At 73.0% G+C, this 20,262-nt stretch carries 14 protein-coding genes; 8 read left to right on the forward strand and 6 right to left on the reverse strand.

Features of this window, described 5'->3' with window-relative positions; all coding sequences use genetic code 11:
* Window positions 1-129 precede the first annotated feature (129 nt).
* From MYF83_RS07650 to MYF83_RS07665, 4 genes are all read right to left on the reverse strand, one after another.
* On the reverse strand, window positions 130-1,143 hold the full coding sequence (locus MYF83_RS07650; protein ID WP_248959483.1) for a LacI family DNA-binding transcriptional regulator: 1,014 nt from the start codon (window positions 1,141-1,143) through the stop codon (window positions 130-132).
* A gap of 106 nt (window positions 1,144-1,249) precedes the next feature.
* Window positions 1,250-2,074, reverse strand: coding sequence for an ATP-binding cassette domain-containing protein (locus tag MYF83_RS07655; protein WP_248959484.1), 825 nt, complete (start codon window positions 2,072-2,074; stop codon window positions 1,250-1,252).
* Window positions 2,071-3,072, reverse strand: coding sequence for an ABC transporter permease (locus tag MYF83_RS07660; RefSeq protein ID WP_248959485.1), 1,002 nt, complete (start codon window positions 3,070-3,072; stop codon window positions 2,071-2,073). The genes MYF83_RS07655 and MYF83_RS07660 overlap by 4 nt, the downstream gene beginning before the upstream one ends.
* A gap of 83 nt (window positions 3,073-3,155) precedes the next feature.
* The gene (locus tag MYF83_RS07665; protein WP_248959486.1) at window positions 3,156-4,181 is read right to left on the reverse strand and encodes a sugar ABC transporter substrate-binding protein; all 1,026 of its coding nucleotides are present in this window, start codon (window positions 4,179-4,181) and stop codon (window positions 3,156-3,158) included.
* Window positions 4,182-4,356: 175 nt separating this feature from the next.
* Between MYF83_RS07665 and MYF83_RS07670 the strand changes: the two genes are divergently transcribed.
* Complete coding sequence (locus MYF83_RS07670; RefSeq protein ID WP_248959487.1) at window positions 4,357-5,352, forward strand: carbohydrate kinase family protein; 996 nt, start codon at window positions 4,357-4,359, stop codon at window positions 5,350-5,352.
* A gap of 78 nt (window positions 5,353-5,430) precedes the next feature.
* Here the strand turns inward: MYF83_RS07670 and MYF83_RS07675 are convergent, their stop codons facing one another.
* The gene (locus tag MYF83_RS07675; protein WP_248959488.1) at window positions 5,431-6,483 is read right to left on the reverse strand and encodes a LacI family DNA-binding transcriptional regulator; all 1,053 of its coding nucleotides are present in this window, start codon (window positions 6,481-6,483) and stop codon (window positions 5,431-5,433) included.
* Window positions 6,484-6,800: 317 nt separating this feature from the next.
* Here MYF83_RS07675 and MYF83_RS07680 point away from each other — a divergent pair, with 317 nt between their 5' ends.
* Window positions 6,801-8,777 (forward strand): glycoside hydrolase family 32 protein, encoded by a 1,977-nt coding sequence (locus MYF83_RS07680; protein ID WP_248959489.1) that lies wholly within the window; start codon window positions 6,801-6,803, stop codon window positions 8,775-8,777.
* 39 nt (window positions 8,778-8,816) lie between these two features.
* Here the strand turns inward: MYF83_RS07680 and MYF83_RS07685 are convergent, their stop codons facing one another.
* On the reverse strand, window positions 8,817-9,026 hold the full coding sequence (locus MYF83_RS07685; protein ID WP_248959490.1) for a hypothetical protein: 210 nt from the start codon (window positions 9,024-9,026) through the stop codon (window positions 8,817-8,819).
* Between the two features lie 324 nt (window positions 9,027-9,350).
* On the opposite strand from MYF83_RS07685, the gene MYF83_RS07690 reads away from it, so the two are divergent.
* From MYF83_RS07690 to MYF83_RS07715, 6 genes are all read left to right on the forward strand, one after another.
* Window positions 9,351-10,115, forward strand: a complete 765-nt coding sequence (locus tag MYF83_RS07690; protein WP_248959491.1) for a nucleotide exchange factor GrpE — start codon at window positions 9,351-9,353, stop codon at window positions 10,113-10,115.
* Window positions 10,116-10,118: 3 nt separating this feature from the next.
* Window positions 10,119-11,702, forward strand: coding sequence for an Hsp70 family protein (locus MYF83_RS07695; protein ID WP_248959492.1), 1,584 nt, complete (start codon window positions 10,119-10,121; stop codon window positions 11,700-11,702).
* Between the two features lie 12 nt (window positions 11,703-11,714).
* A complete protein-coding gene (locus tag MYF83_RS07700) occupies window positions 11,715-14,501 on the forward strand; it encodes a hypothetical protein (RefSeq protein WP_248959493.1) in 2,787 nt (928 codons plus the stop codon).
* A gap of 7 nt (window positions 14,502-14,508) precedes the next feature.
* Window positions 14,509-15,678 (forward strand): TRAFAC clade GTPase domain-containing protein, encoded by a 1,170-nt coding sequence (locus MYF83_RS07705; RefSeq protein WP_248959624.1) that lies wholly within the window; start codon window positions 14,509-14,511, stop codon window positions 15,676-15,678.
* Between the two features lie 187 nt (window positions 15,679-15,865).
* Entirely contained in the window at window positions 15,866-18,277 is a 2,412-nt protein-coding gene (locus MYF83_RS07710) for a GAP1-N2 domain-containing protein (protein ID WP_248959494.1), read from the forward strand.
* Window positions 18,278-18,308: 31 nt separating this feature from the next.
* On the forward strand, window positions 18,309-20,177 hold the full coding sequence (locus MYF83_RS07715) for a TRAFAC clade GTPase domain-containing protein (RefSeq protein WP_248959495.1): 1,869 nt from the start codon (window positions 18,309-18,311) through the stop codon (window positions 20,175-20,177).
* The last annotated feature ends 85 nt before the right edge of the window (window positions 20,178-20,262 follow it).

Raw genomic sequence — 20,262 nt, forward strand, 5'->3', positions numbered from 1 at the left:
CGAACGCGCCGCCTGCCGAAGGCGGCGGGGATCGCCTGGTCCGGCCTCGACTCGGCGACCGCCGGCCGTTCAGCCGGGCGGCGGGAGATCTCCGGCCGTTCAGCCGGGCGGCGGGAGATCTCCGGCCGTTCAGCCGGGCGGCAGCTCGCCGGAGCCCCGGACGATCAGCCGGGTGGGGACGACGACGGACCGGGCCTTGGATCGGTCGCCGTCCAGACGGGACAGCAGCAGTTCGCCCGCGGCCTGGCCGATCGCGGCGGGGTTCTGAGCGATCACGGTCAGGGCGGGTTCCAGTACCTCGGCGAGCGGCAGATCGTCGAAGCCGACCAGGGCCACGTCGCGGCGGCGCATCCGGGCCAGGCCGAGAACGGCCCCGGTCGCCGCGAAGTTGTTGGCCGCGAAGACGGCGGTGGCCGGGTTCCGGCCGTGGAGCACACGGGCCACCGCCTCCGCGGCGGCCTCCTGGTTGTGCCCGGTCTCCACCAGGGACCGGTCGTAGGGAATGCCCGCCTCAGCCAGCGCGTCGCGGTACCCCTGGAACCGCTCCCGCCTGGTGTAGAGGGCGGGCGCGTCGCCGACGAAGGCGATGCGGCGGTGCCCGTGCGCGATCAGGTGCGCGACCCCGGAGCGCGCGCCCTCGCGGTTGGAGCTGACCACGGAGTCGGCGGTGAGCCCGTTCGCGGGGCGGTCCAGGAAGGCCAGCGGCAGACCGGCCGACCGCTCCGTGCGCATCGAGCGGTGGTCGCCGCCGGCCGAGGGGACCACCAGCAGCGCGGTCACCCGCCGGGCCAGGAAGGTGGAGATGAGCGAACGCTCCCGCTCGGGGCTCTCCTCGGACGATCCGACGATCAGGGTGAGGCCACGGGGCCGTACGACGCTCTCGACCCCGCCCGCGACGGTGCCGAAGAAGGGGTTGCCCATGTCGGGGATGACCAGTCCGATGGTGGAGTCGCGGGCGCCGACCCGCATGTTCCGGGCCATCAGGTTGGGCTGGAAGCCGAGCCGGCTCATGGCCGCGAGGACGCGCTCGCGGGTCTCCCGCGACACCGGCCCTTCGCCGTTGACGACCCGGGAGACGGTCTTGGCCGTCACGCCCACCTCCCGGGCCACGTCGCTCATGGTCGCCCGGCGCGCTTTGGACATGGATCACCGCTCTGGTCGTAGCAATCGTCGTGTCGAGGACAGGGTAGAGCGCAGACGCCCAGGCGCTGGTGATCGCCCGAAGCGGGCCGCGGCGCCGCGGCCGCACCTACAGCGCCTCCGACATGGACGCGTGATCGTCAGGGCGGTCCGGGTCGCCCGCGGCCTCGGCGGGCGTCACCTGCAAGGCGCCCGTCATGATGGCGACGACTTCGGCCATGTCGTGGTCGCCCGGCTTGAGCTGGGCGACCCGGCGGCCGAGCCGCTGCACGTGGATGCGGTCGGCGATTTCGAAGACGTGCGGCATGTTGTGGCTGATCAGGATCACCGGAAGGCCGCGGTCGCGGACCCGGCGGATCATGTCGAGGACCTGTCCCGACTCCTTGACGCCGAGCGCCGCGGTCGGCTCGTCCATCACCACGACGTGCCGGGCCCACGCGACCGCCCTGGCCACGGCCACGCCCTGGCGCTGCCCGCCGGACAGCGACTCCACCGGCTGGGTCAGCGAGCGCAGGCCGATCTTGAGATCGGCCATGTGCCGGGCCGACTCCTCCCGCATCCGCTTGTGGTCGAGCATCCGGAACACCGTGCCCAGCAGGCCGGGGCGGCGGATCTCCCGGCCGAGGAACATGTTGCTGGCGATGTCGAGCGAGGCGGCGACGGCCAGGTCCTGGTAGACGGTCTCGATGCCGTGCCGGCGCGCGTCGAGCGGGTCCCGGAACCGCACCGGTCTCCCGTCGAGCAGGATCCGGCCCTCGTCCGGCTGGACCGCGCCGGTGAGCGCCTTGATCAGGCTCGTCTTGCCCGCGCCGTTGTCGCCGATGACGGCGAGCACCTCGCCGGGCATCAGGTCGAAGTCGGCCCCGTCCAGCGCGGTCACATGGCCGTACCGCTTGACCAGGCCGCGGGCCTGCAGCACCGGGACGTCGGTCATCGCATCCTCCTGCGGGAGAGCTGGTCCACGGTGACCGCCAGGATGACCAGCACACCGGTGATCAGGGTCTGGTAGATCGAGGGAACGCCCATGAGCTGCAGCCCGTTGCGGAAGACGCCGACGATCAGCGCGCCGAGCAGGGTGCCGATGACCAGGCCCCGGCCGCCGAACAGGCTGGTGCCGCCGAGCACCACGGCGGTGATGCTGTCCAGGTTGTCGGTCTGCCCGGCCTGCGGGTCGCCGACACCGGTCCTTGAGACCAGCAGCAGCGCGGCGATGCCGTACACCAGGCCGGCCACGGTGTAGACGCCGACGGTCAGGCGGCCGGTGCGGATGCCGGTGAGCCGGGCGACCTCGGGGCTGTTGCCCAGCGCGTAGACGTGCCGGCCCCAGGCGGTCTGGCTCAGCAGGTACGCGAAGAGCAGGAACAGCAGGATGGTCAGCAGCGACCCGTACGTCACCATGGTGCCGCCGATCGCGAAGGTGCCGCCCAGCGCGGTGAGCGGCGCGGGCAGGTTCACCACGGTCTGGTCGGCCGAGTAGACGTGGGTCAGCGCGAAGACCACGTTCAGCATGCCCAGCGTGACGATGAACGGCGGCAGCGGGATCGTGGTCACCAGCAGCCCGTTGACGGCGCCGAACGCCGCGCAGACGAGCAGGCCGGCCGCGATCGCGACCAGCGGCGGCACGGACCCGTCCACGGCGAGCTTGGCCATGACGATGCCGCCGAACGCCATGATCGCGCCGTTGGACAGGTCGATGCCGGCGGTGAGGATGATCAGCGTCTGCCCGATGGCCAGCGTGCCGACGACCATCACCTGCTGGATGATCAGTGAGAAGTTGCCGCCGCTGAGGAACTGCTGGCTGTTGAGGGAGAAGAAGGCGCAGGCGAGCAGCAGGGCCGCCAGCGGCCCGACCGACGGCGTGGTGAGCAGCCGGCGCACCCGTGACGGACCGGCCGCCACCCCTGGCCCCGGAGCTGTCGTCGTGGTGGTCATGTCGATCTGGTCCCAGCGGTTCTGCGCGCCGAGCGCGGTGTCCTCGGCGTCATCGGGAGTGACGGTGTCGTGGCCATGTCGATCTAGCCCCAGCAGTTCTGCAGGCCGAACGCGGTGTCCTTGGCGTCGACGCCGGCCGCGGGCTTGTCGGTGATCAGGGTGACGCCGGTGTCGGTGTATCCGGAGGCCTTGGCGCCGCCCTTGCCGAACGCGACGACCGCCTTGACCCCCTGGTCGGCCATCTTCAGCGGGTACTGCTGCGAGGTCGCGGCGATCTGACCGGACTGGACCGCCTTGGTGCCGGTGCAGCCGCCGTCCACCGAGACGATGAGGACGTCCTTCTCCCGGCCCTTCGCCTTGAGGGCGGTGTACGCGCCGAGCGCGGCGGGCTCGTTGATGGTGTAGACGAGGTTGATGTCGGGGGCCTTTTGCAGGCAGTTCTCCATCGCGGTCTGACCCTTGGCCTGGTCGCCGCCGGTGTCCTGGGAGCAGACGACGGACGGGTCGCCCTCGGCCACGCCGAAGCCCTTGAGGAAGCCGTCGTGGCGGAGCTGCCCGACCGCGACGCCGGGGGCCAGGTCCAGCGTCGCGATCTTGGCGGGCTTGCCGGCCATCGCGGCCTTGGCGTACTCGCCGATGAGCTGCCCGGCCTTGAGGTTGTCGGTGGCGAAGAGCGCGTCGGTGGCGTCCTGCGGCTCGGTCGGGCTGTCCAGCGCGATGACCATGACGCCGGCCGACCGGGCCTTCTGGATGGCGGGCACGATCGCCTTGGAGTCGCTCGGCGTGATCAGGATGCCCTTCACACCGGCGGCGACCATGTTCTCGATCGCGGTGATCTGGCCGGCGTTGTCGCCGTCGAACTTGCCCGCGGCGGTCATGAGCTCGGCGCCCTCGGCCTTCGCGGCGGCCTGGGCGCCCTCCTTCATCTTGACGAAGAAGGGGTTGGTCTCGGTCTTGGTGATGAGCCCCACCTTGACCGGCGCGGAGCCTCCCGCGGCGGCCGAGCCGCCGGTGGTGGCGGCGTCGTCCCCGCCGCATCCGGTCAGGCCGATGGTGGCGGCGACGGTGCAGGCGGCGAGCGCACCGAGGGTTCGAATGCTACGAGACATGAGCGACTCCCTGGTTCCATAGCGGGCGGCGATGTCATCGTCGACATATGTCAACGTTGACATCCGCTGGGATGCGATGATGAACTCCGCAGGACGAAACGTCAATGCCCTCGGCCTGTAACGAGTTGGCAACGTCGCCACGTACCCCCACACCTTCCGGCAGAAAGGCCAGGCCATGCCCGTCACCCAGGTCGCCGTGCTCGGCGAGTGCGTCGCGGACGCCTTCGTCGTCGAGACTCCGGATCCGGGCGAACTGGCCCTTCGCGTACTGCCGGGCGGAGGTCCGGCGAACACGGCGACGGCGCTCGCCCGGCTCGGCACGCCCGCCCGGTTCCTCGGCCGGATCTCCCGCGACGCCTTCGGTGGCCTGTTCCGCCGTCACCTGGCGGCTTCGGGGGTCGATCTGACCGGCTCCGTGCCCGCCCCGGAGCCGAGCACCCTCGCCGTCGCCACCGTCGACGGCGAAGGCAAGGCGGTCTACTCCTTCCGGCCGGACGGCGCCGCCGACTGGCAGTGGAGCAGGGCCGAACTGACCCTCGAGCGGCTCGGCGGAGCGGTCTGCCTGCACACCGGTTCCCTCGCGCTGGTCCGCGGGCCGGGCGCCGAGCACATCGAGGCGCTGCTGGCGGCCGCCGCCCGCCACGCCACCGTGTCGATCGACCCCAACGTGCGCACGGCTCTGGTGGACCCCGCGGTGTACCGGGCCCGGATGCCGCGATGGTGCGCGCTGGCCGACGTGGTGAAGCTGAGCGACGAGGACCTCGCGCACATCCACCCCGGCGAGAGCGTCGAGGAGGTGTGCGACACCTGGCATGCCGCGGGCGTGCGGCTGGTCGTGGTGACCCGCGGCGCCCGCGGCGCGGTCGTCTCGGTGGACGGTGAGCGGGCGGAGGTGCCCGCGCCCGCCACGCAGGTCGTGGACACCGTCGGGGCCGGCGACTCCTTCACCGCCGGGCTGCTGCACCGCCTGCACGCCTCAGGGACGCTCGGCGGGCGGCTCGACGCCCTCGACCTCGGCCAGGCCGTGTCGGCCGCGACCTTCGCCGCCAAGGTCGCCGCGCTCACCTGCTCGGTCGCCGGCGCCAATCCCCCGTGGGCCAGGGATCTCGCCGAAGAGCTCTCCGGGGAGAACCCGCCGGACCAGGGACGCGCGGCACTGGCACCCGGGTGAGTCGCCGGATCGTCGAGGACCGGCGTCGCCGGCACCGGGGTGAACGGCCGGCTCGCCGTGTCCGCTCAGGAACCGGCCTCAGCCGGTGCCCACCCCAGGCCGGGTGATCTCGCCGGATCCGCGTGCGACGTACCGCGTCGGCAGCACGACGTGGCGCCCCGGCCCGTCGTAGCCGTCCAGACGGGAGAGCAGCAGTTCCGAGGCGCGGCGGCCCAGGGCCTTGGGGTCCTGGGCGATCACCGACAGCGGCGGGCTCAGAAGGTTGGCCAGCTCGAAGTCGTCGAAGCCGACGTGCGCGATGGTGTGATGCAGCCCGAGATCCTGCAGCGCGGACCGCGCGCCGATGGTGAGCAGGTTCTGGCCGGTCACCAGGGCGGTGGGCGGCGTGCCACCGGTGAGGATCTCACGGGCCGCCCGTTCTCCGGCCGCCTCGCCATGCAGGTCGCGGCGCACCCAGCCCTCCCGCAGCGGGCAGGACAGCGCGGCCATCGTCGAGACGAAGCCCTCCCACCGTCGCCGGGCGGTCCACAGCGAGGTCCGATCTCCGAGAAAGGCGATGTCGCGATGCCCGAGCGCGTGCAGCCGCCGGACCGCGTCGCCGACACCCTCGGCGTTGTCCACCGTGACGGTGTCGACGCCCTCCAGCTCCGCGGCCCGGTCCACGCACACGATCGGCATGCCCTGCCGCCGCACCGCCTGCAGTTCGTCGTCGACCTGGCCGGTCGGCACCACGATGAGCCCGTCCACCCGTCTGGCGTGGAAGGCCCCGAGCAGGCTGCGTTCCCGCTCGGGATCCTCGTCGCTGCTGCCCGCGAGCAGCAGCAGCCCGAGCTCGCTGGTGGCGTCCTCGACGGCCCGGTGCAGCAGGGAGGAGAAGGGGTTGGCCACGTCTTCGAGGATCAGCCCGATGGTGCGCGTACGGCGGTCCGACCGCCGCAGGCTGCTCGCGGTCGGATCATGCCGGTAGCCGAGCCGCTTCGCCGCCTCCGTCACCTGAGCGGCCAGCACGGGGTCGACGGGAGTGCCGTTGATGACCCGGGAGACGGTGGCCAGCCCCACGCCGGCCAGCGCGGCGACGTCCTTCATCGTCGGAGACCGCCCCGTCGCACGCCCCCCGCGTTGTGCGGCCACTCGCGTCTCCTTCGGTACCGGCCCGGCCGTGCCCCACCGGGGTCATCTTCCGATGCCCCGCGGGCGCTGTCCATTACACCGCAGTTTCCCTGGGCACTGCCTCTGGACTTTTCCCGGACGTCCATCAATACTTGCCTGCGACTCAGGAAACGTTTCCTTAACCTGTACGCAACAGTGCCGCAGCCCGCGGCGGCCCTCTCCGGCGGCCCCGCGCGCCGTCGACGGCTTCCGCCTGCCCGCTGACCCCGTTCTCCCCCGGACGGTGACGCCACGTCGCCGATCTGCCGGTTCTCTCCCGCCCCCCGAAGGGAAGATCGATGCGTCGAGCATCACCTCCGCGGCTCGTCCTCATACTCCTCGCCACCCTGGCCTTCCTCGTCCCCGCCGCCTCCCCCGCCTTCGCCGGCGACCCGGCCGACTACCCCGAATACCCGTACCCCACGACCAGTGAGGGCGCCTACGACGAGCCCTACCGGGGGCAGTTCCACTTCAGCCCGCGCGGTGGCTGGATGAACGACCCCAACGCCCCGCTGTACTACAAGGGCACCTACCACCTGTTCTTCCAGCACAATCCGCACGGGCTCGGCTGGGACACCATGCACTGGGGACACGCCACCAGCCCCGACCTCGTGCACTGGACCCAGCAGCCCATCGCGCTGGAACCAGGCGTGCATCCCGGCGACCTGTGGTCCGGGGCCGGCGTGGTGGACAAGGACGGCACCTCCGGGCTGAAGGCCGGCAAGAAGGACGACCCCATCGTGGTGTTCACCGGCACCAACGGGGTCACCGTCAACTACAGCACCGACGGGGCGAAGACCTTCAAGTCCTACGACAACGGGCGCAAGGTGGTGACCCCCGGCGGCGAGAGCCGCGACCCCAAGGTCTTCTGGCACAAGGCGACCCGCAAGTGGGTGATGGTGGTCTGGTCCAACGAGGGCGGCAACGGCGTCAACGTCTACACCTCCCCCAACCTGCTCGACTGGACCTTCGCCAGCCGCTTCGCCGCCGATTGGCTGTTCGAGTGCCCGGACATGTACCCGCTGCCGCTGGACGGCGGCCGCACGGTCAAGTGGGTGCTCAACGACGCGAGCATGGAATACGTGGTGGGCGACTTCGACGGCACCAGGTTCACCACCACCTGGACCACGCCGCAGCGTATGGACAAGGGCAGGAACGACCCGGGCGGCACCGTCTACGCGCCGCTGACCTTCAACAACATGCCCGGCGACCGGATCGTCCAGATCGCCTGGCAGCCCGGCAACCGCGGCGGCTCGTGGACCGGCAACGCGAGCTTCCCCGCCCAGCTGGGGCTCCGTACGTTCCCCGAAGGCATGCGCGTCGTCCGCAACCCGGTCCGTGAGATCTCCAAGATCCGCGGCAAGGGCCGCTCCTGGTCCCAGCGAACGATCACCGCGAGCCCGGACTCCAACCCGCTCGCCGGGATCGCCGGTGACACCTACGAGATCACCGCCGAGTTCGACGCGGCCGGCGCCACCGCCTCGGAGTTCGGCCTGCTGCTGCACACCCGGGCCGACGGGAGCTACGACCGCAAGGTCGCCTACGACCGCGCCGCCCAGACGCTGTACGGCGCGCCCCTCGCGCCCCGGAACGGACGCGTCACGATGCGCGTCCTCGTCGACCGCGGCCAGCTCGAGATCTTCGGCAACGACGGCGTCCTCTCCTACACCGACAACGTCAACTTCACCGCCGGGCCCGGCAGCCGGGGCATCTCGGTCTACGCCGCCGGCGGCGAGGTGCGGCTGGTCTCGCTGAAGTACCACGACCTCGAGCGCATCTGGCCGCCGTCCACTCCCGGCACCAACCCCGGCAGCAATCTCGCCGGGCCGTGGCGCCCGGTCGGCGGCACCTGGACCAGCCTGGCGGACGGCAAGACGGGCACCACGCCCGGTGGAAACGCCTTCTACCTGAGCGGCCAGACCGGCTCGGACTTCACCTATGAAGGAGATCTCCGTCCGGACGCGCCCGGCGCCGCCGCGGCCCTCACCTTCAGGGCCAGCGCCGACCTGGCCATGCACTACACCGCCAACGTCGATACCGGCGGCTTCGTACGGCTCTGGCGGCCGGGCGCGGTGCTCGGCGACTACCACACCACCATCACGCCCGGCACCTCCTACCACCTCAAGGTGGTCGCCACCGGACCGCGCATCCAGGTGTACCTGGAGAACGGCGCGGAACCGGTGATCGACGTGACCGACACCGCCACGGCCAGTGGCTACTTCGGCCTCAACGTGTGGAACAGCACCGGCACGATCCGCAACGCCACCGTCAGCTGACGACTCCGCAGAACCGGGCCCCCCGCGTGGCCGGGGGGCCTACGCGCGATCGGCCCGCATCCGTGGCCCGGCCGTCCCGTCGCCCGCCCCGAGCAGGTCCGCGTCCGGAACGGCGGCCTCGATGGTGGCGGGCAGGTCGAGGCTGGTACGCAGGGGCGCCGGCGAGGATCGCCAGCGCCGTGGTGCGCTGCCGGACGATGTCCAGCGGCACCACCGGCTCGGCCGCCCGTTCCTCGCGGCGGCGTTCATGGCGAGCTTCCCGTGGGCACGCAGGCCTGGCTCGACCAGCCGGCGGACACTTCCCTGATGACGCTCGTCCGGCAGGCGCCGGCGGAAACCGGCGAACGATTCGCCTGACCACGATCCTGATAAACCCGGCACCTTCAATGCACATTTACTGATAAACCAGTTATGCCGGGTGTTGATATGACAGCTGCGGATGAGCCGGGTTCGGCGCCCTGTCAATCACGACATAAGGCTCATTAGCGGACAGATTACTCTCTACCGGGCGGGGTCATTGGTGGTTAGAGTTACTGACATCAGGAACTCTGCATTTCCGCCACGAGGAGATTGATGGCGCCGCCCCCCGAAGAGCCGCACACTGCCTCCAGCGACGCGACATCTTCCGGCGAACCCGGTCTCCCCGACGCGGCCAAGGAACTGGCGCGCCAGGTCGAGGAGCTCACCCGACGGCTCGCCGCGCTCGCCGAGACGGCGGGGCGCGAGCACGATCGGGCGGCCCACCGGGAGCAGGTCATCGACCGCCTGCACACCGAGAACCAGCAGTTGCGGCACGGGCTCCTGCAGGAGGCGCTGACCCCGGTCAGGGCGGGCCTCTACCGGCTCCACGACACGGTGACCCGCGAGGCGGCCCGCTGGCAGGCGCCGGACCCGCCCGCCGCCGAGCTGGCCGGTCGCCTGTTCGCGGCCATCGCCGAGGAGGTCGCCGAGGCGCTCGGCCGCACGGGCGCCGAGCGTGCCGGCGTCAAGGCGGGCGACGCGTACGACCCCGCGCTCCACCGGCCGGCCGGCACGCGCGCGGTGGAGGCCGGCGCGGACGGGACGGTCGTGGAGGTGCTGGCCGAGGGGTTCGCGATGGGCGAGCGGGTCCTGCGCAAGGCCTCGGTCGTCGTCGGGCGGGCCGCCCCGGAGGGGGAAGCGGCAGGCCGCCCGAAATCAGAAAACATGAAAAAGACGAAAAAGCCGGATAAAGCGGGCAACGCGCACGATTTACAGCAGCGGAAAGACCGGAACGACGGCAAGGACCAGAACGCGGGTGACGAGGTGAACGGGGCCACGGAGCGCGCGGGCGGCGGTACGGAGAAGGGGAGCGAGTAGGCGATGGCTGTTCACGGGATCGACCTCGGCACGACATATTCGTGTATCGCCTATGTGGACGACGTCGGGCGGCCGACGGTGCTGCGCAACATGGAAGGCGCCGACACCACGCCCTCGGTGGTGTTCTTCGAATCCCCCGACAACGTCGTGGTCGGCGCCACGGCCAAGGACAGCGCCGTCCTGCACCCCGACCTCGTCGTCAGCCGGATCAAGCGCGACATGGGCCAGGACGCGCCCCGCGTCAGGCACGGCAGGCCGTACACCCCGGAGGAGATCTCCGCCTTCATCCTGCGCAAGCTCGCCGACGACGCCACGACCACGACGTCCGAGACGGTCGACGACGTGGTGATCACCGTGCCCGCGTACTTCGGCGCTGCCGAGCGGGACGCCACCAGGAAGGCCGGGGAGATCGCCGGCCTCAACGTCATCGACGTCGTCTCCGAGCCGATCGCGGCGGCCATCACCTACGGCGTGCTCAACCCCGACCAGGACCGCACGATCCTGGTGTACGACCTCGGCGGCGGCACCTTCGACACCACGGTGATCAAGATCGAGGGCGGCAACATCGAGGTCGTCTGCACCGACGGCGACCACGAGCTGGGCGGCGCCGACTGGGACGACCGGCTGGCGGAGCACCTGGCGGAGCGGTTCCGGCAGGAGCACCCCGACGCCGGCGACCCCCTGCTCGACAAGCACTCCGAGCAGCAGCTGCGCCGCGACGCCGAGGAGCTCAAGAAGACCCTCTCCACGCGCACCCAGCACGCCGTCCGCGTGATGCACGACGGCAGGGTGACCACGGTCGAGCTGACCCGCGAGTCCTTGGAGGAGCTGACGCGCGACCTGCTCGACCGCACCATCGAGATCACCCGGCGCACCATGGAGACGGCCGCGGGCAAGGGGGTGCGGTCCTACGACCATCTGGTGCTGGTCGGCGGCTCCACCAAGATGCCGTCGGTGAGCGAGGCCCTGCAGAAGGAGTTCCAGCTCACCCCGCGCCTGCAGGATCCCGACCTCGCCGTCGCCAAGGGCGCCGCGCTCTACGCCTTCGAGGAGACCTACCGGCGCCTGCGGAAGGCCGGCGAGCCGGACAAGGCCCAGGAGATCGCCGAGCGAGCCGGCCTGTCCGCCGAGCAGCAGGAGCAGATCGCCGGGCGGACGATCAAGACGGTCGCCTCCCGCGCGTTCGGCATCATGGTGACCGACAAGGAGACCCGCCGCCGTAGCGTGGAGCACCTCGTCCACGCCAACGACCCGCTCCCGGCCGGCGTGACGCAGGACTTCTACACCATCGACGCCGGCCAGACCGGGGTCACCGTCGAGGTCATGGAGCAGGCCGGCACCGCCGAGTCAGACGACCCAGAGGACAACGGCCTCATCGCCGAGGGCCTGCTGAAGATCCCGCCGGGCAAGCCGGCCGGATGGCCGATCGAGGTCACCTTCGCCCTGGACGCCTCCGGCCTGCTGCAGGTCACCGCCCGCGAGCGGGAGACCGGCGAGGAGCTGGAGCTGCGCATCCAGATCGGCGGCATGTCCGAGGAGGAGGTGGCCGAGTCCCGGGCCGCCCTGTCCCGCGTCCAGGTCAGCTAGCCGGGCGGCCGGATGGCGTTCGACGAGCAGCGCTACACCCGGGAGGTGCTGGAGCCCGCACGCGAGGCGGGCGGGCTCCCGCCCGAGGACCTCACGGTCCGCTACCAGCTGCGCGAGGCGATGACGGCCGCGGAGGTCGCCGAGACCGTCCGGCAGGTACGCCAATGCTGGCGGCGGGCCCGCGGCATGCTGAAGTACAAGCGGCTGGCCGACCGGCTGGAGGCCGACCACAGCCGGTTCGCCCCCATCTTCTCGGCCACCGCCGACGGCGACCTGGCGCCGCTGAGGGAGGCGCTGGGCGAGTCCGAGCACAGGGCGGCGCGCAGGCTGGCGGGCGCGGGCGGCCGGCTCGACGACGCCGCGGGCAGGCTGCGCATGCTCTCCCCCGCCCTCGTGGCCACGATCGCCCGTTCCAGCGGCGTCAGCACCGAGGAGGCGGCCCGCCTGGCCGCCGAGCGGTCCATCGAGGTCCGCGAACCCGACCGGCTGCCGGAGGCCCCGCCCTACCCCGGGTTCGCCAAGGTGCGCGAGGCGCTCGACACGCTCGGGATGCCCCACCTGGGCCGGTTCCTGTTCGGCGACGAGTGCACCGGCATGCGGGTGCTCGACGGCTTCGCGGTCGCCGGCGGCGGCTCGGTGCGAGACGCCGCCGCCGAGGCGGCCCGGCGATGGGCGACCCGGACGCGAGGCCCGTGGACCGTCAGCGCCGACACGGTGCTGGCCGCCCTGCGCAACTCCCCCGACCCCGAAGCCCTCATCCGGTACGACATCGTCGCCCGCCTGCGGGAGCGCATCCGCGAGCACCCCTACGACGACACGCTGCTGCGGCACGCGACCACCGATCTCGACCTCGCCACCGGCGACGCCCGCAGGCTCATCTTCGCCGTCCGCGGGGAGGGCGGCCTCACCGGCGGCCCCTCGGCCCGGCTGCGCGAGCTCGTCGACGCCGGGGAGATCCACGCGGCGGCCGACTTCGCCGAGGCCCTGGACCCCGGCGCGCTCACCGGCGAGGCCGCCGAGCTGGCCACCGAGGTGCGGGCGCGTCTCGCGCACGCCGTGCGCCTCAGAGACCGGGCGCGGGCCGCCCTGGACCCCGACGACGCCTGGCTCGCCGTGCGCGACGCGCTGCAACGCGTCCCCGACCTGCCCGGCGCCGCCGAGCTCCTCGCCCGGCTCGCCCCGCACCCGGCGCGGGCCGTACGCGCCGCCATACAGGGCGAAGGGGTGAGCCTGGTGTGGCAGCCCTCGCCCTCGCGGGCCGGCCGCGTCCTGTACGACGTCTACCGGGACGGCATCGCGCTGGAGACGACCGAACGGCCCTCGGCCCGCGACGAGCATCCGCCGGTCAACACGCCGGTCACCTACTGGGTGGTGGCCCGCAGGGACGACGCCGTCGCCATGCCCGCGATGGCCCAGCCGGTGGTCGTCCAGCCCGAACCCGGCGCCGTGCGGCTCACCGCGGGCGACGGCGTGGTGTCCGGCCGCTGGACCCGGCCCGCCGAGGCCACCCGGGTCATCGTGACCCGGGACGGGCGGCCCGTCACCGCCGGCGACACCGGATTCCGCGACAGGGACGTGACCAACGGCACCAGCCACATCTACGTCGTCTCCGCCGCCTACGCCGGACCCGACGGCGAGGTGGTCACCCCGGGCGTGCGGCGCACCGTGACGCCGCTCGGGCGCCCGCGGCCGGTCACCGACTTCACGCTCCGGCCCGACCCCTCGGCCCCGGGCACGTTCCTGGTCCAGTACGAGGAGCCCGCGACCGGCGAGCTGGAGATCGTCGGGCTCGACGCGGCGCCGCCCTGGCCGATGGGCACGACCCTGTCGCTCGCCGAGCTGCGCGCCGCCACCCGCCCGATCCCCTCCGCGCCGACCCGAGATGGCCAGTCCATCCGGCCGGGCGGCGGCCAGGGCGTCCTCCTCGCGGTCACCGTGGCGGGCGAGCTCGCCACGGTCGGCCGGCACATCGAGCACCTCAACCTCGCGCCCCCGGCCCGGCTCACCGCGCAGCGCCGCGGCGTCACCGTGTACGTCGGCTTCGTCTGGCCGCCGGACGTGCCCGAGGTCGAGGTCCGCTGGAACGGCCGCAGCATGATCGTGAACTCGGCCGCCTACCGCGCGCAGGGCGGCGTGCGGCTCGACGTCCCGGAAGGCGAGCCGGTCACCGTCGAGGTCGCGCCCACGTCCATGGTGCACGGCGAGCGGGTCCGCGGGACCGCCGTGAGCCTGCGGCTGTCCGGGCACGTCCCCGTCCGCTACGACCTCAGCCAGCAGGGCCCGGCCTGGCGTCGCTCGCTGGTGGTCGAGGTCACCGCCGACCGGCCCGTACGGCTGCGCCGCCTCGCCCTGGTGCTCAAACCCGGGCACGTCCAGCCCAAGTCGGCCGACGACGGCATCCTCCTCGCGGAGTGGACCGACCTGGAGGTACCGGCCCGCCTCACCGTTCCCGCCCCCCGGCAGGCCAAGCCGTACTGGCTGCGCTGCTTCGCCGAAGGCGCCGTCGAAGGCCCGCGCTGGGCCACGGGTGGCGGCGGGCGAGGCGCCGGCGGCGCACCGGGACACCAGGAGCCCGCCGGCCGTGATCACCCCGCGTACGCCGGTCCGGTGTGGAACGACGGCGTGCTCCGGAACGACAGCGTGCTCGAGGACATGCTCCGCGACGGCGGATACCTGTGGGACGCCCCCGCGCCGGAGGGCGCCGCCACGGACCCCGGCCAGGGCTCGGGCGAGCCTGCGGCGGCGGACGGCGAGGTGGCCCTGATCGACCCGCCCGTCCGGCGAATGAAGGTGGGATGACCCCTTGGTGATCACCTGCCCGTTCTGCTTCGCGCGGCTCGACCGCAACCGCATCGCGTTCCGCTGCGCGGGCAGGTCCGGGCGCGGCGGCGGCTGCGACGCGCTGCTGGACGAGACCCTGGCCGAATACCTCGGCTCCCCCGCCGCCGCCTCCCTGCCCCCCGTGTTCTCGGTGCGCAGGCCGGGCCGCCGCGCCGACTGCCCCAGGTGCGGCCGATCCACCGGGTGGCGGGTGTGCCCCGAATGCCACAACCGGCTGCCGGCCGAGTACTGCGCGAACCCGGGCAAGATCGTGGCCCTGGTCGGGGCCAAGGGGTCGGGCAAGAGCACCTACATCGCCGTCCTGCTCCACGAGCTGACCAACCGGGTCGGCGCCGAGCTGGACGCCTCCCTGGTCGCCTGCGACGACCGCACCATCACCCGCTACAAGCAGGACTTCGCCCGCCCGCTGTACGGCGAGCAGCGGCTGCTCAGCACCACCCGGCCCGCCGCCACCGAGCCGCGCGACCCGCTGGTGTACCTGCTCACCCGGACCGTCCCGGGACGCCTGCGATCAAAGACGATGTCGCTGACGCTGGTGCTCTTCGACACCGCCGGGGAGGACCTGCGCAGCCGCGAGTCCACCGAGACGCACCTGCGCTACCTCAACGCCGCCGACGCGATCGTCTTCCTGGTCGACCCGCTGGAGCTGCCGGGGGCCAAGGCGTCGCTCAGCGGGCTCGCCCAGGTCAGGAGCGGCGTCAACGCCGGCGACCCCGACAGCGACCCGATCAACGTGATCAGCCGGGTCACCGAGCTGCTGCGCGACCGCGCCGGGTCGGGCCGGCTCAAGGTCCCGGTGGCGGTGGCGCTCAGCAAGATCGACGCCCTGCAGGAGGGCATGGACGCCCAGTCGGCGCTGCACCGGGCCCGCACCCCGTCCGGCACGCTCGACCTCGACGACCGCGAGGCCGTCCACGAGCAGGTCAGGGCCCTGCTGGACGACTGGCAGGCGGGGATGGTCGACCGCTACCTCCGCCAGCACTTCACCGACTTCGCGCTGTTCGGCCTCTCGGCCCTGGGCGGCGTCCCCGGCGCCGACGCGGTCGGCCCCGGCGGCATCCGCCCCTACCGCGTGGAGGACCCCCTCCTGTGGCTCCTCCACCGCTTCGGCATGCTCGCCGGAGTCCGCATATGACCCCGCCACGGCACAGCCCGGGAACCGGCCGCGTGACCTCCCCTCTACGCCCGCTGTGGTGCCTGTGCATTCGGCGCCGTGACGGCGAGGTGAGATACGGCGATGCCGGCGCCACCGTACGTCGAGCGACCCGGCGAGCCTGCGCAGCCGCACTGGACTGTTCCTCATCCGGCGGAGGTGAGTAGAGGTGGCCTGGCAGCTGCACTACACCTCCGCGGAGGCGGGACCGGCCGGGCGCGCGGGCTTCCAGTTCGTCGCCGAGTCGCCGGGGCTCCCTCCCGAACTCGCGGGCAAGGTGGCCCCCTATCTGACCTACAAGCCCCCGCCCACCGCCCCACTGGCCCCCACCCCCGCGCAGGTCGCGCGGCTCCCCGTGGCGCTGGCCTACGGCCCCGTCGGCGCACGGTGCGTCCTGACCCGTTGCGTCTACCTGGGGCAGGACTACTCCGGCCGGTACGGCAACTACCTGGGGCACGCGGTCGTCGCCGACCCCGAGGAGCTGACGGGCCTGCGCCCGGTGGAGTTCTGGCAGGCCTCGCTGTGGTCCGACGCCCCCGCCCCTCCCGGCACGCCGCTGCCCGCCCTCGCCGACCTACCGCCGGGCGACCGCGTCGACCCCGAGTCGCTGGCCTCCTGGCTCGCCTCCTGCGGTGATCCCGCCTACATCAGGCTCGGCGGCCTCCTGGAGACCGTGGTCAGGGCCCTCTCCCAGGGCCACGGGCGCCTGGTGCTGGTCTGCACCGACATCGAGGAGATCGTCCGGTGGATCGGCGTGATCTCCTACTCGCTGCCGTGGCAGGTGGCGGCGCGGCTGCCGTTCCTCACCTACAGCGCCGATCCGGGGTCGGCGCCGCAGCTCATCGTGGGAACCACCCCCGACGTCTGGATGCCCTCCGACATCGACGCCGCCGTCGTTCGGCTGGACGAGCCGCCGCCTGCGGGCGCCCGGCTCGGCCGCTTCGCCCGCACGGTCACCGACTGCTGGCGGCGGACCGACCTGGCCGGGATCGACGCGATAGGCGAGCTGGCGGAGCTCGCGGCCCACGGCTCCGATTCCGCGGAGACCGGCGCGGCGTTGCTGGCGTTCTGCCGGGGCGATCCCAGTGTGACCGCCGAGGAGCAGGTGGAGATCGCCGGCGCGCTGTCGCGGGACCTGCCCGACTGGCTGTGGGCCGACCTCGCCCTGATGTCCGGCCGGATGGGGTTCGAACTGGCGTCCGCCGCCCTCGCACTGGCGCCTCCCGGCGTCGCGGAACGGTACGCCGCGCGCTGCGCCGTACTGGCCCTGCGCGACCCCGCCCTGCCGCCGCCCCCACCGGTGTCGGGGCCGGAGACCCGTGAGGAGCTGCGCAGGGAGGCCGCGGGGGCGATCGCCACCGCCCGCGACCTCGCGGAGCTGGGCGAGGTCGCGCGGACCGCCCGGGCGGTCGGCGCGCCCGTCTCCGACGCCGACCTCGCCGGCGTGACGCGGGCCCTGGTCCGCGAAGGGCGGGGCGACCTCGGGCGGCTGCTGGACCAGGTGCCGCCCGACCTGCGGGAGGCCGTGCTCGCGGGCGCCGTGGCCGGTCTGGAGGAGTCGGCATCCCAGGACCGCCACCGGATGCTGACCGGCGCCGTCTGCGAGGGCCTGGCCGCACGCGACCTGTCGTCCGCCCCGCTGACGGGCACAGCGGTGGTGCGCTCCCAGATCCGGCGTGGGCGGATCACCCGTGTCGAGGCCACCGTGCGGCTGGTCGCCCTCGCCTCCGCCTCGGGCACCGGCTCCCCCGCCTCTGCCTCGGGCACCGCCTCCCCCGCTTGCGGCGGCACGGGCACGCCCTCCGATCCCGGCTCCGGCCACGGAACCGGCTCCGCTTCCGGTGCCGGTGCCGGTGCCGGTGCCGGTGCCGGTGCCGGTGCCGGGGACGCGGCGGCGGGGGAATTCGACGCGGCCGTCCTCACCGTCTGGGAGGACCCGCCCGGCGCCGCCGAGTGCGCGGCCCTGGTCGGCAGGCTCGGCGCGGCCATGGCGTACTTCCCGCACCTCAGCGACCTGCCGGTCCGCGCGTTCCTGGCCGAGGGCATCGAGGACCCCGGCGTCGTACGGCTCGCCGAGCTGGTGCGGGACACAGTGCCCGGCTATCCGGCCACGGACGCCGAGGTGGTGCTCCTGACCGTGGGCCTCCACGAGGCGACCGTCCCCGGGGACGCGGCCGCGCTGCTCGAACGGCTGGACCTCCTGCGCCCGGAGGCCGACGAGGAACTGCTGGAGGTGGCGGTCGCCGCCATCGCCCGCACCCTGGCCCTGCGGGACCCGCGGTTCCGCGCCGGGGTTGTCATGGAGCTGCCGGACGCCGGGCGTGCCGGGCTCGCGCGCGCCTGGCTGGACGGGCGCAGGGGCCGGGACGAGCAGGTCGCCCTGCTGGAGGTCGCGGTCCGCCTCCATCTGGCCGCCGTGCCGGTGCCCGAGCTCGACGACTGGGCGCGGTCGCAGCTCAACGGCTGGTCACTGTTCGGGTCGATGGAGTCGCACTTCAAGCACGACGCGGAGCTGTCGGCCGGGTTGCGGGAGATGGCGAAGGCGCGACGCGGCCGGCCCTGGAAGCGGGAGGGCCGGTGACCGGCGGGCCGAGGGAAGCGGGGGCGGGCTGATGCCGCTCGTCGTGGTGTTCCTGATCGCGCTGTGGTGCCTGTGCATGTACTTCGGGTTCCTGTACGGATTCCCGGTGGTCGCGGCGCTGACCCTGGCGGGCGCCACCCTGGTGGGCCTCGGCCACTACTTCCTGAGCGCCGGACGGGTGCTGCTCCCGGCCACGGCGCACGGGGCCTCTCCCGCGGTCGCGGGCGGGCCGGCCACCGAAGGACGCCCGGACTCTCCGGAGGCGGACAGGGAGGGGGACCCCGTGTACCGCCACTACCTCTTCCGCCAGATGGCCCTGGACTGGTGGCGGACCCAGCGCTTCGCCGTCCCCGCAATGAGCCAGGCCGCCGGGCTCGCGATCGGCACGGTCACGCGCCGGCTCATGAGCAACGTGCAGGGGTTCTTCGTCTTCCCGATCTGGCTGGCCATCGTCGCCGGTGTGGTCGTGGCCGCGGTCCCGCTCGCCGCCGTCGCCGCGGCGCTCACCGCCGCGTACGCGCTGGTGGCCGGGGCCGGCTTGGTGGTGTGGGGGGCCTGCCTGCTGCTCCTGCTCGGCGTGGAGGCCGTTTTCATGCGGGTGCGGCGGATCCTGCAGACCTGCCCGCACCCTCAGTGCTACGCCCGGATCGCCCTCCCCGAGTACGCCTGCCCCACGTGCGGCCGGCGGCACCGGCACCTGAGGCCCGACCTCGAGGGCGCCTTCCGGCACGTGTGCCGGTGCGGCACCCGCCTCCCCACGGCCATCGTGCTCGGCCGCTACCGGCTGCCGGCGTACTGTCCCGAATGCGGCCGCGCGCTGCCGCCGCGCATCGGGCGTGCTCGGATCGAGCCGCTGCCCTTCATCGGCGGGCCCGACGCCGGCAAGACCACGTTCATGGTGCTGGCGATCAACGCCCTGCACGGGGTCGTCAAGACCGCACGGGGGCGGGCGGGGTTCGTGGTGGAAGGCGACGAGATCGCCTTCACCCGATTACGGCAGGAGCTGCGGCTCGGCAAGGTCTCGAAGACCACGACGCGGGCGCCGTCGGCGACCATGGTGGACGTCACGCTGCCGGGGTCGCGCACCCGCAGCGGAAACCGCATCCTCTACCTGTTCGACCCTTCCGGGGAGGGCTTCACCGGGGCCACCCGGGTGGAGGCGATGAGCTACCTCGCCCACGGCGAGGCGATGCTCATCGTGGTCGACCCCTTCGCGCTCCCGCTCGTCCAGCAGAGCCTGTCGGACGCCGAACGGCAGGCCCTTCAGCGCGCGGGTGTCGTGCTGTCCCCCGAGGACCCCTCCGACACCTTCCAGCGGGTCAGGAACGAACTGGCCGCGCGGGCCGACGGCGGGCGGCAGAAGAGGGTCGCCGTCGTGGTCACCAAGACCGACCTGCTCCGCACGACCGGCGTCGGCCGCGACGCCGACCGGCTGCCCGGCTGGTTCGACGGCGTCGGCCTGGGGAACATGGTCCGCGACCTGGCCAGAACGGCGGGCGAGGTGCGCTACCTCGCCTCGGGCCTCCCCGCCGACGACACCGCCATCGCCCACCTGCTCGCCTGGCTCACCGGCCTGCCGCTGGTGGATCCCGCCGCCCAGCACCTCAACGGCTCGGCGGCGAACGGGGAGGCGACGGCACGGTCCGATGACACCGCGACGCGAGCGGGCGAGGCTGCGGCGAAAGCCGACGACCCGGCGGCGGGCGGCGACGCCGATCTCACCACGGCCGACCTGCGCCGGCCGTGGACGCCCGGCAAGGGCCGCCAGGGACAGGCCCCGCTCAGCTACCGCCTGTTCCGCTGGTCGATCTTCGGCGTGTCTCTGCCGCTCGGCATCGCCGTCCTGACCCTGCTCGTCGTCCGCGCCCTGTCCCTCCTCAACGGAGCCGTCCCCTTCTAGCCGGTCGCCGACATTCGGCGCATATCCCCTGGGGCGGCGGGCTTCCGGACGGTAATCTTGAGGCCTCCGGCGGTGACCAGCTCCT

The organism is Sphaerisporangium perillae (genome assembly GCF_023276435.1).
Taxonomy (GTDB): domain Bacteria; phylum Actinomycetota; class Actinomycetes; order Streptosporangiales; family Streptosporangiaceae; genus Sphaerisporangium; species Sphaerisporangium perillae.

Coding starts and splice junctions, on each gene's coding strand:
- MYF83_RS07665 (WP_248959486.1), bottom strand. CDS start 4,181: ATGTCTCGTAGCATTCGAACCCTCGGTGCGCTCGCCGCCTGCACCGTC.
- MYF83_RS07655 (WP_248959484.1), bottom strand. CDS start 2,074: ATGACCGACGTCCCGGTGCTGCAGGCCCGCGGCCTGGTCAAGCGGTAC.
- MYF83_RS07650 (WP_248959483.1), bottom strand. CDS start 1,143: ATGTCCAAAGCGCGCCGGGCGACCATGAGCGACGTGGCCCGGGAGGTG.
- MYF83_RS07690 (WP_248959491.1), top strand. CDS start 9,351: ATGGCGCCGCCCCCCGAAGAGCCGCACACTGCCTCCAGCGACGCGACA.
- MYF83_RS07680 (WP_248959489.1), top strand. CDS start 6,801: ATGCGTCGAGCATCACCTCCGCGGCTCGTCCTCATACTCCTCGCCACC.
- MYF83_RS07700 (WP_248959493.1), top strand. CDS start 11,715: ATGGCGTTCGACGAGCAGCGCTACACCCGGGAGGTGCTGGAGCCCGCA.
- MYF83_RS07660 (WP_248959485.1), bottom strand. CDS start 3,072: ATGACCACCACGACGACAGCTCCGGGGCCAGGGGTGGCGGCCGGTCCG.
- MYF83_RS07695 (WP_248959492.1), top strand. CDS start 10,119: ATGGCTGTTCACGGGATCGACCTCGGCACGACATATTCGTGTATCGCC.
- MYF83_RS07685 (WP_248959490.1), bottom strand. CDS start 9,026: ATGAACGCCGCCGCGAGGAACGGGCGGCCGAGCCGGTGGTGCCGCTGG.
- MYF83_RS07670 (WP_248959487.1), top strand. CDS start 4,357: ATGCCCGTCACCCAGGTCGCCGTGCTCGGCGAGTGCGTCGCGGACGCC.
- MYF83_RS07715 (WP_248959495.1), top strand. CDS start 18,309: ATGCCGCTCGTCGTGGTGTTCCTGATCGCGCTGTGGTGCCTGTGCATG.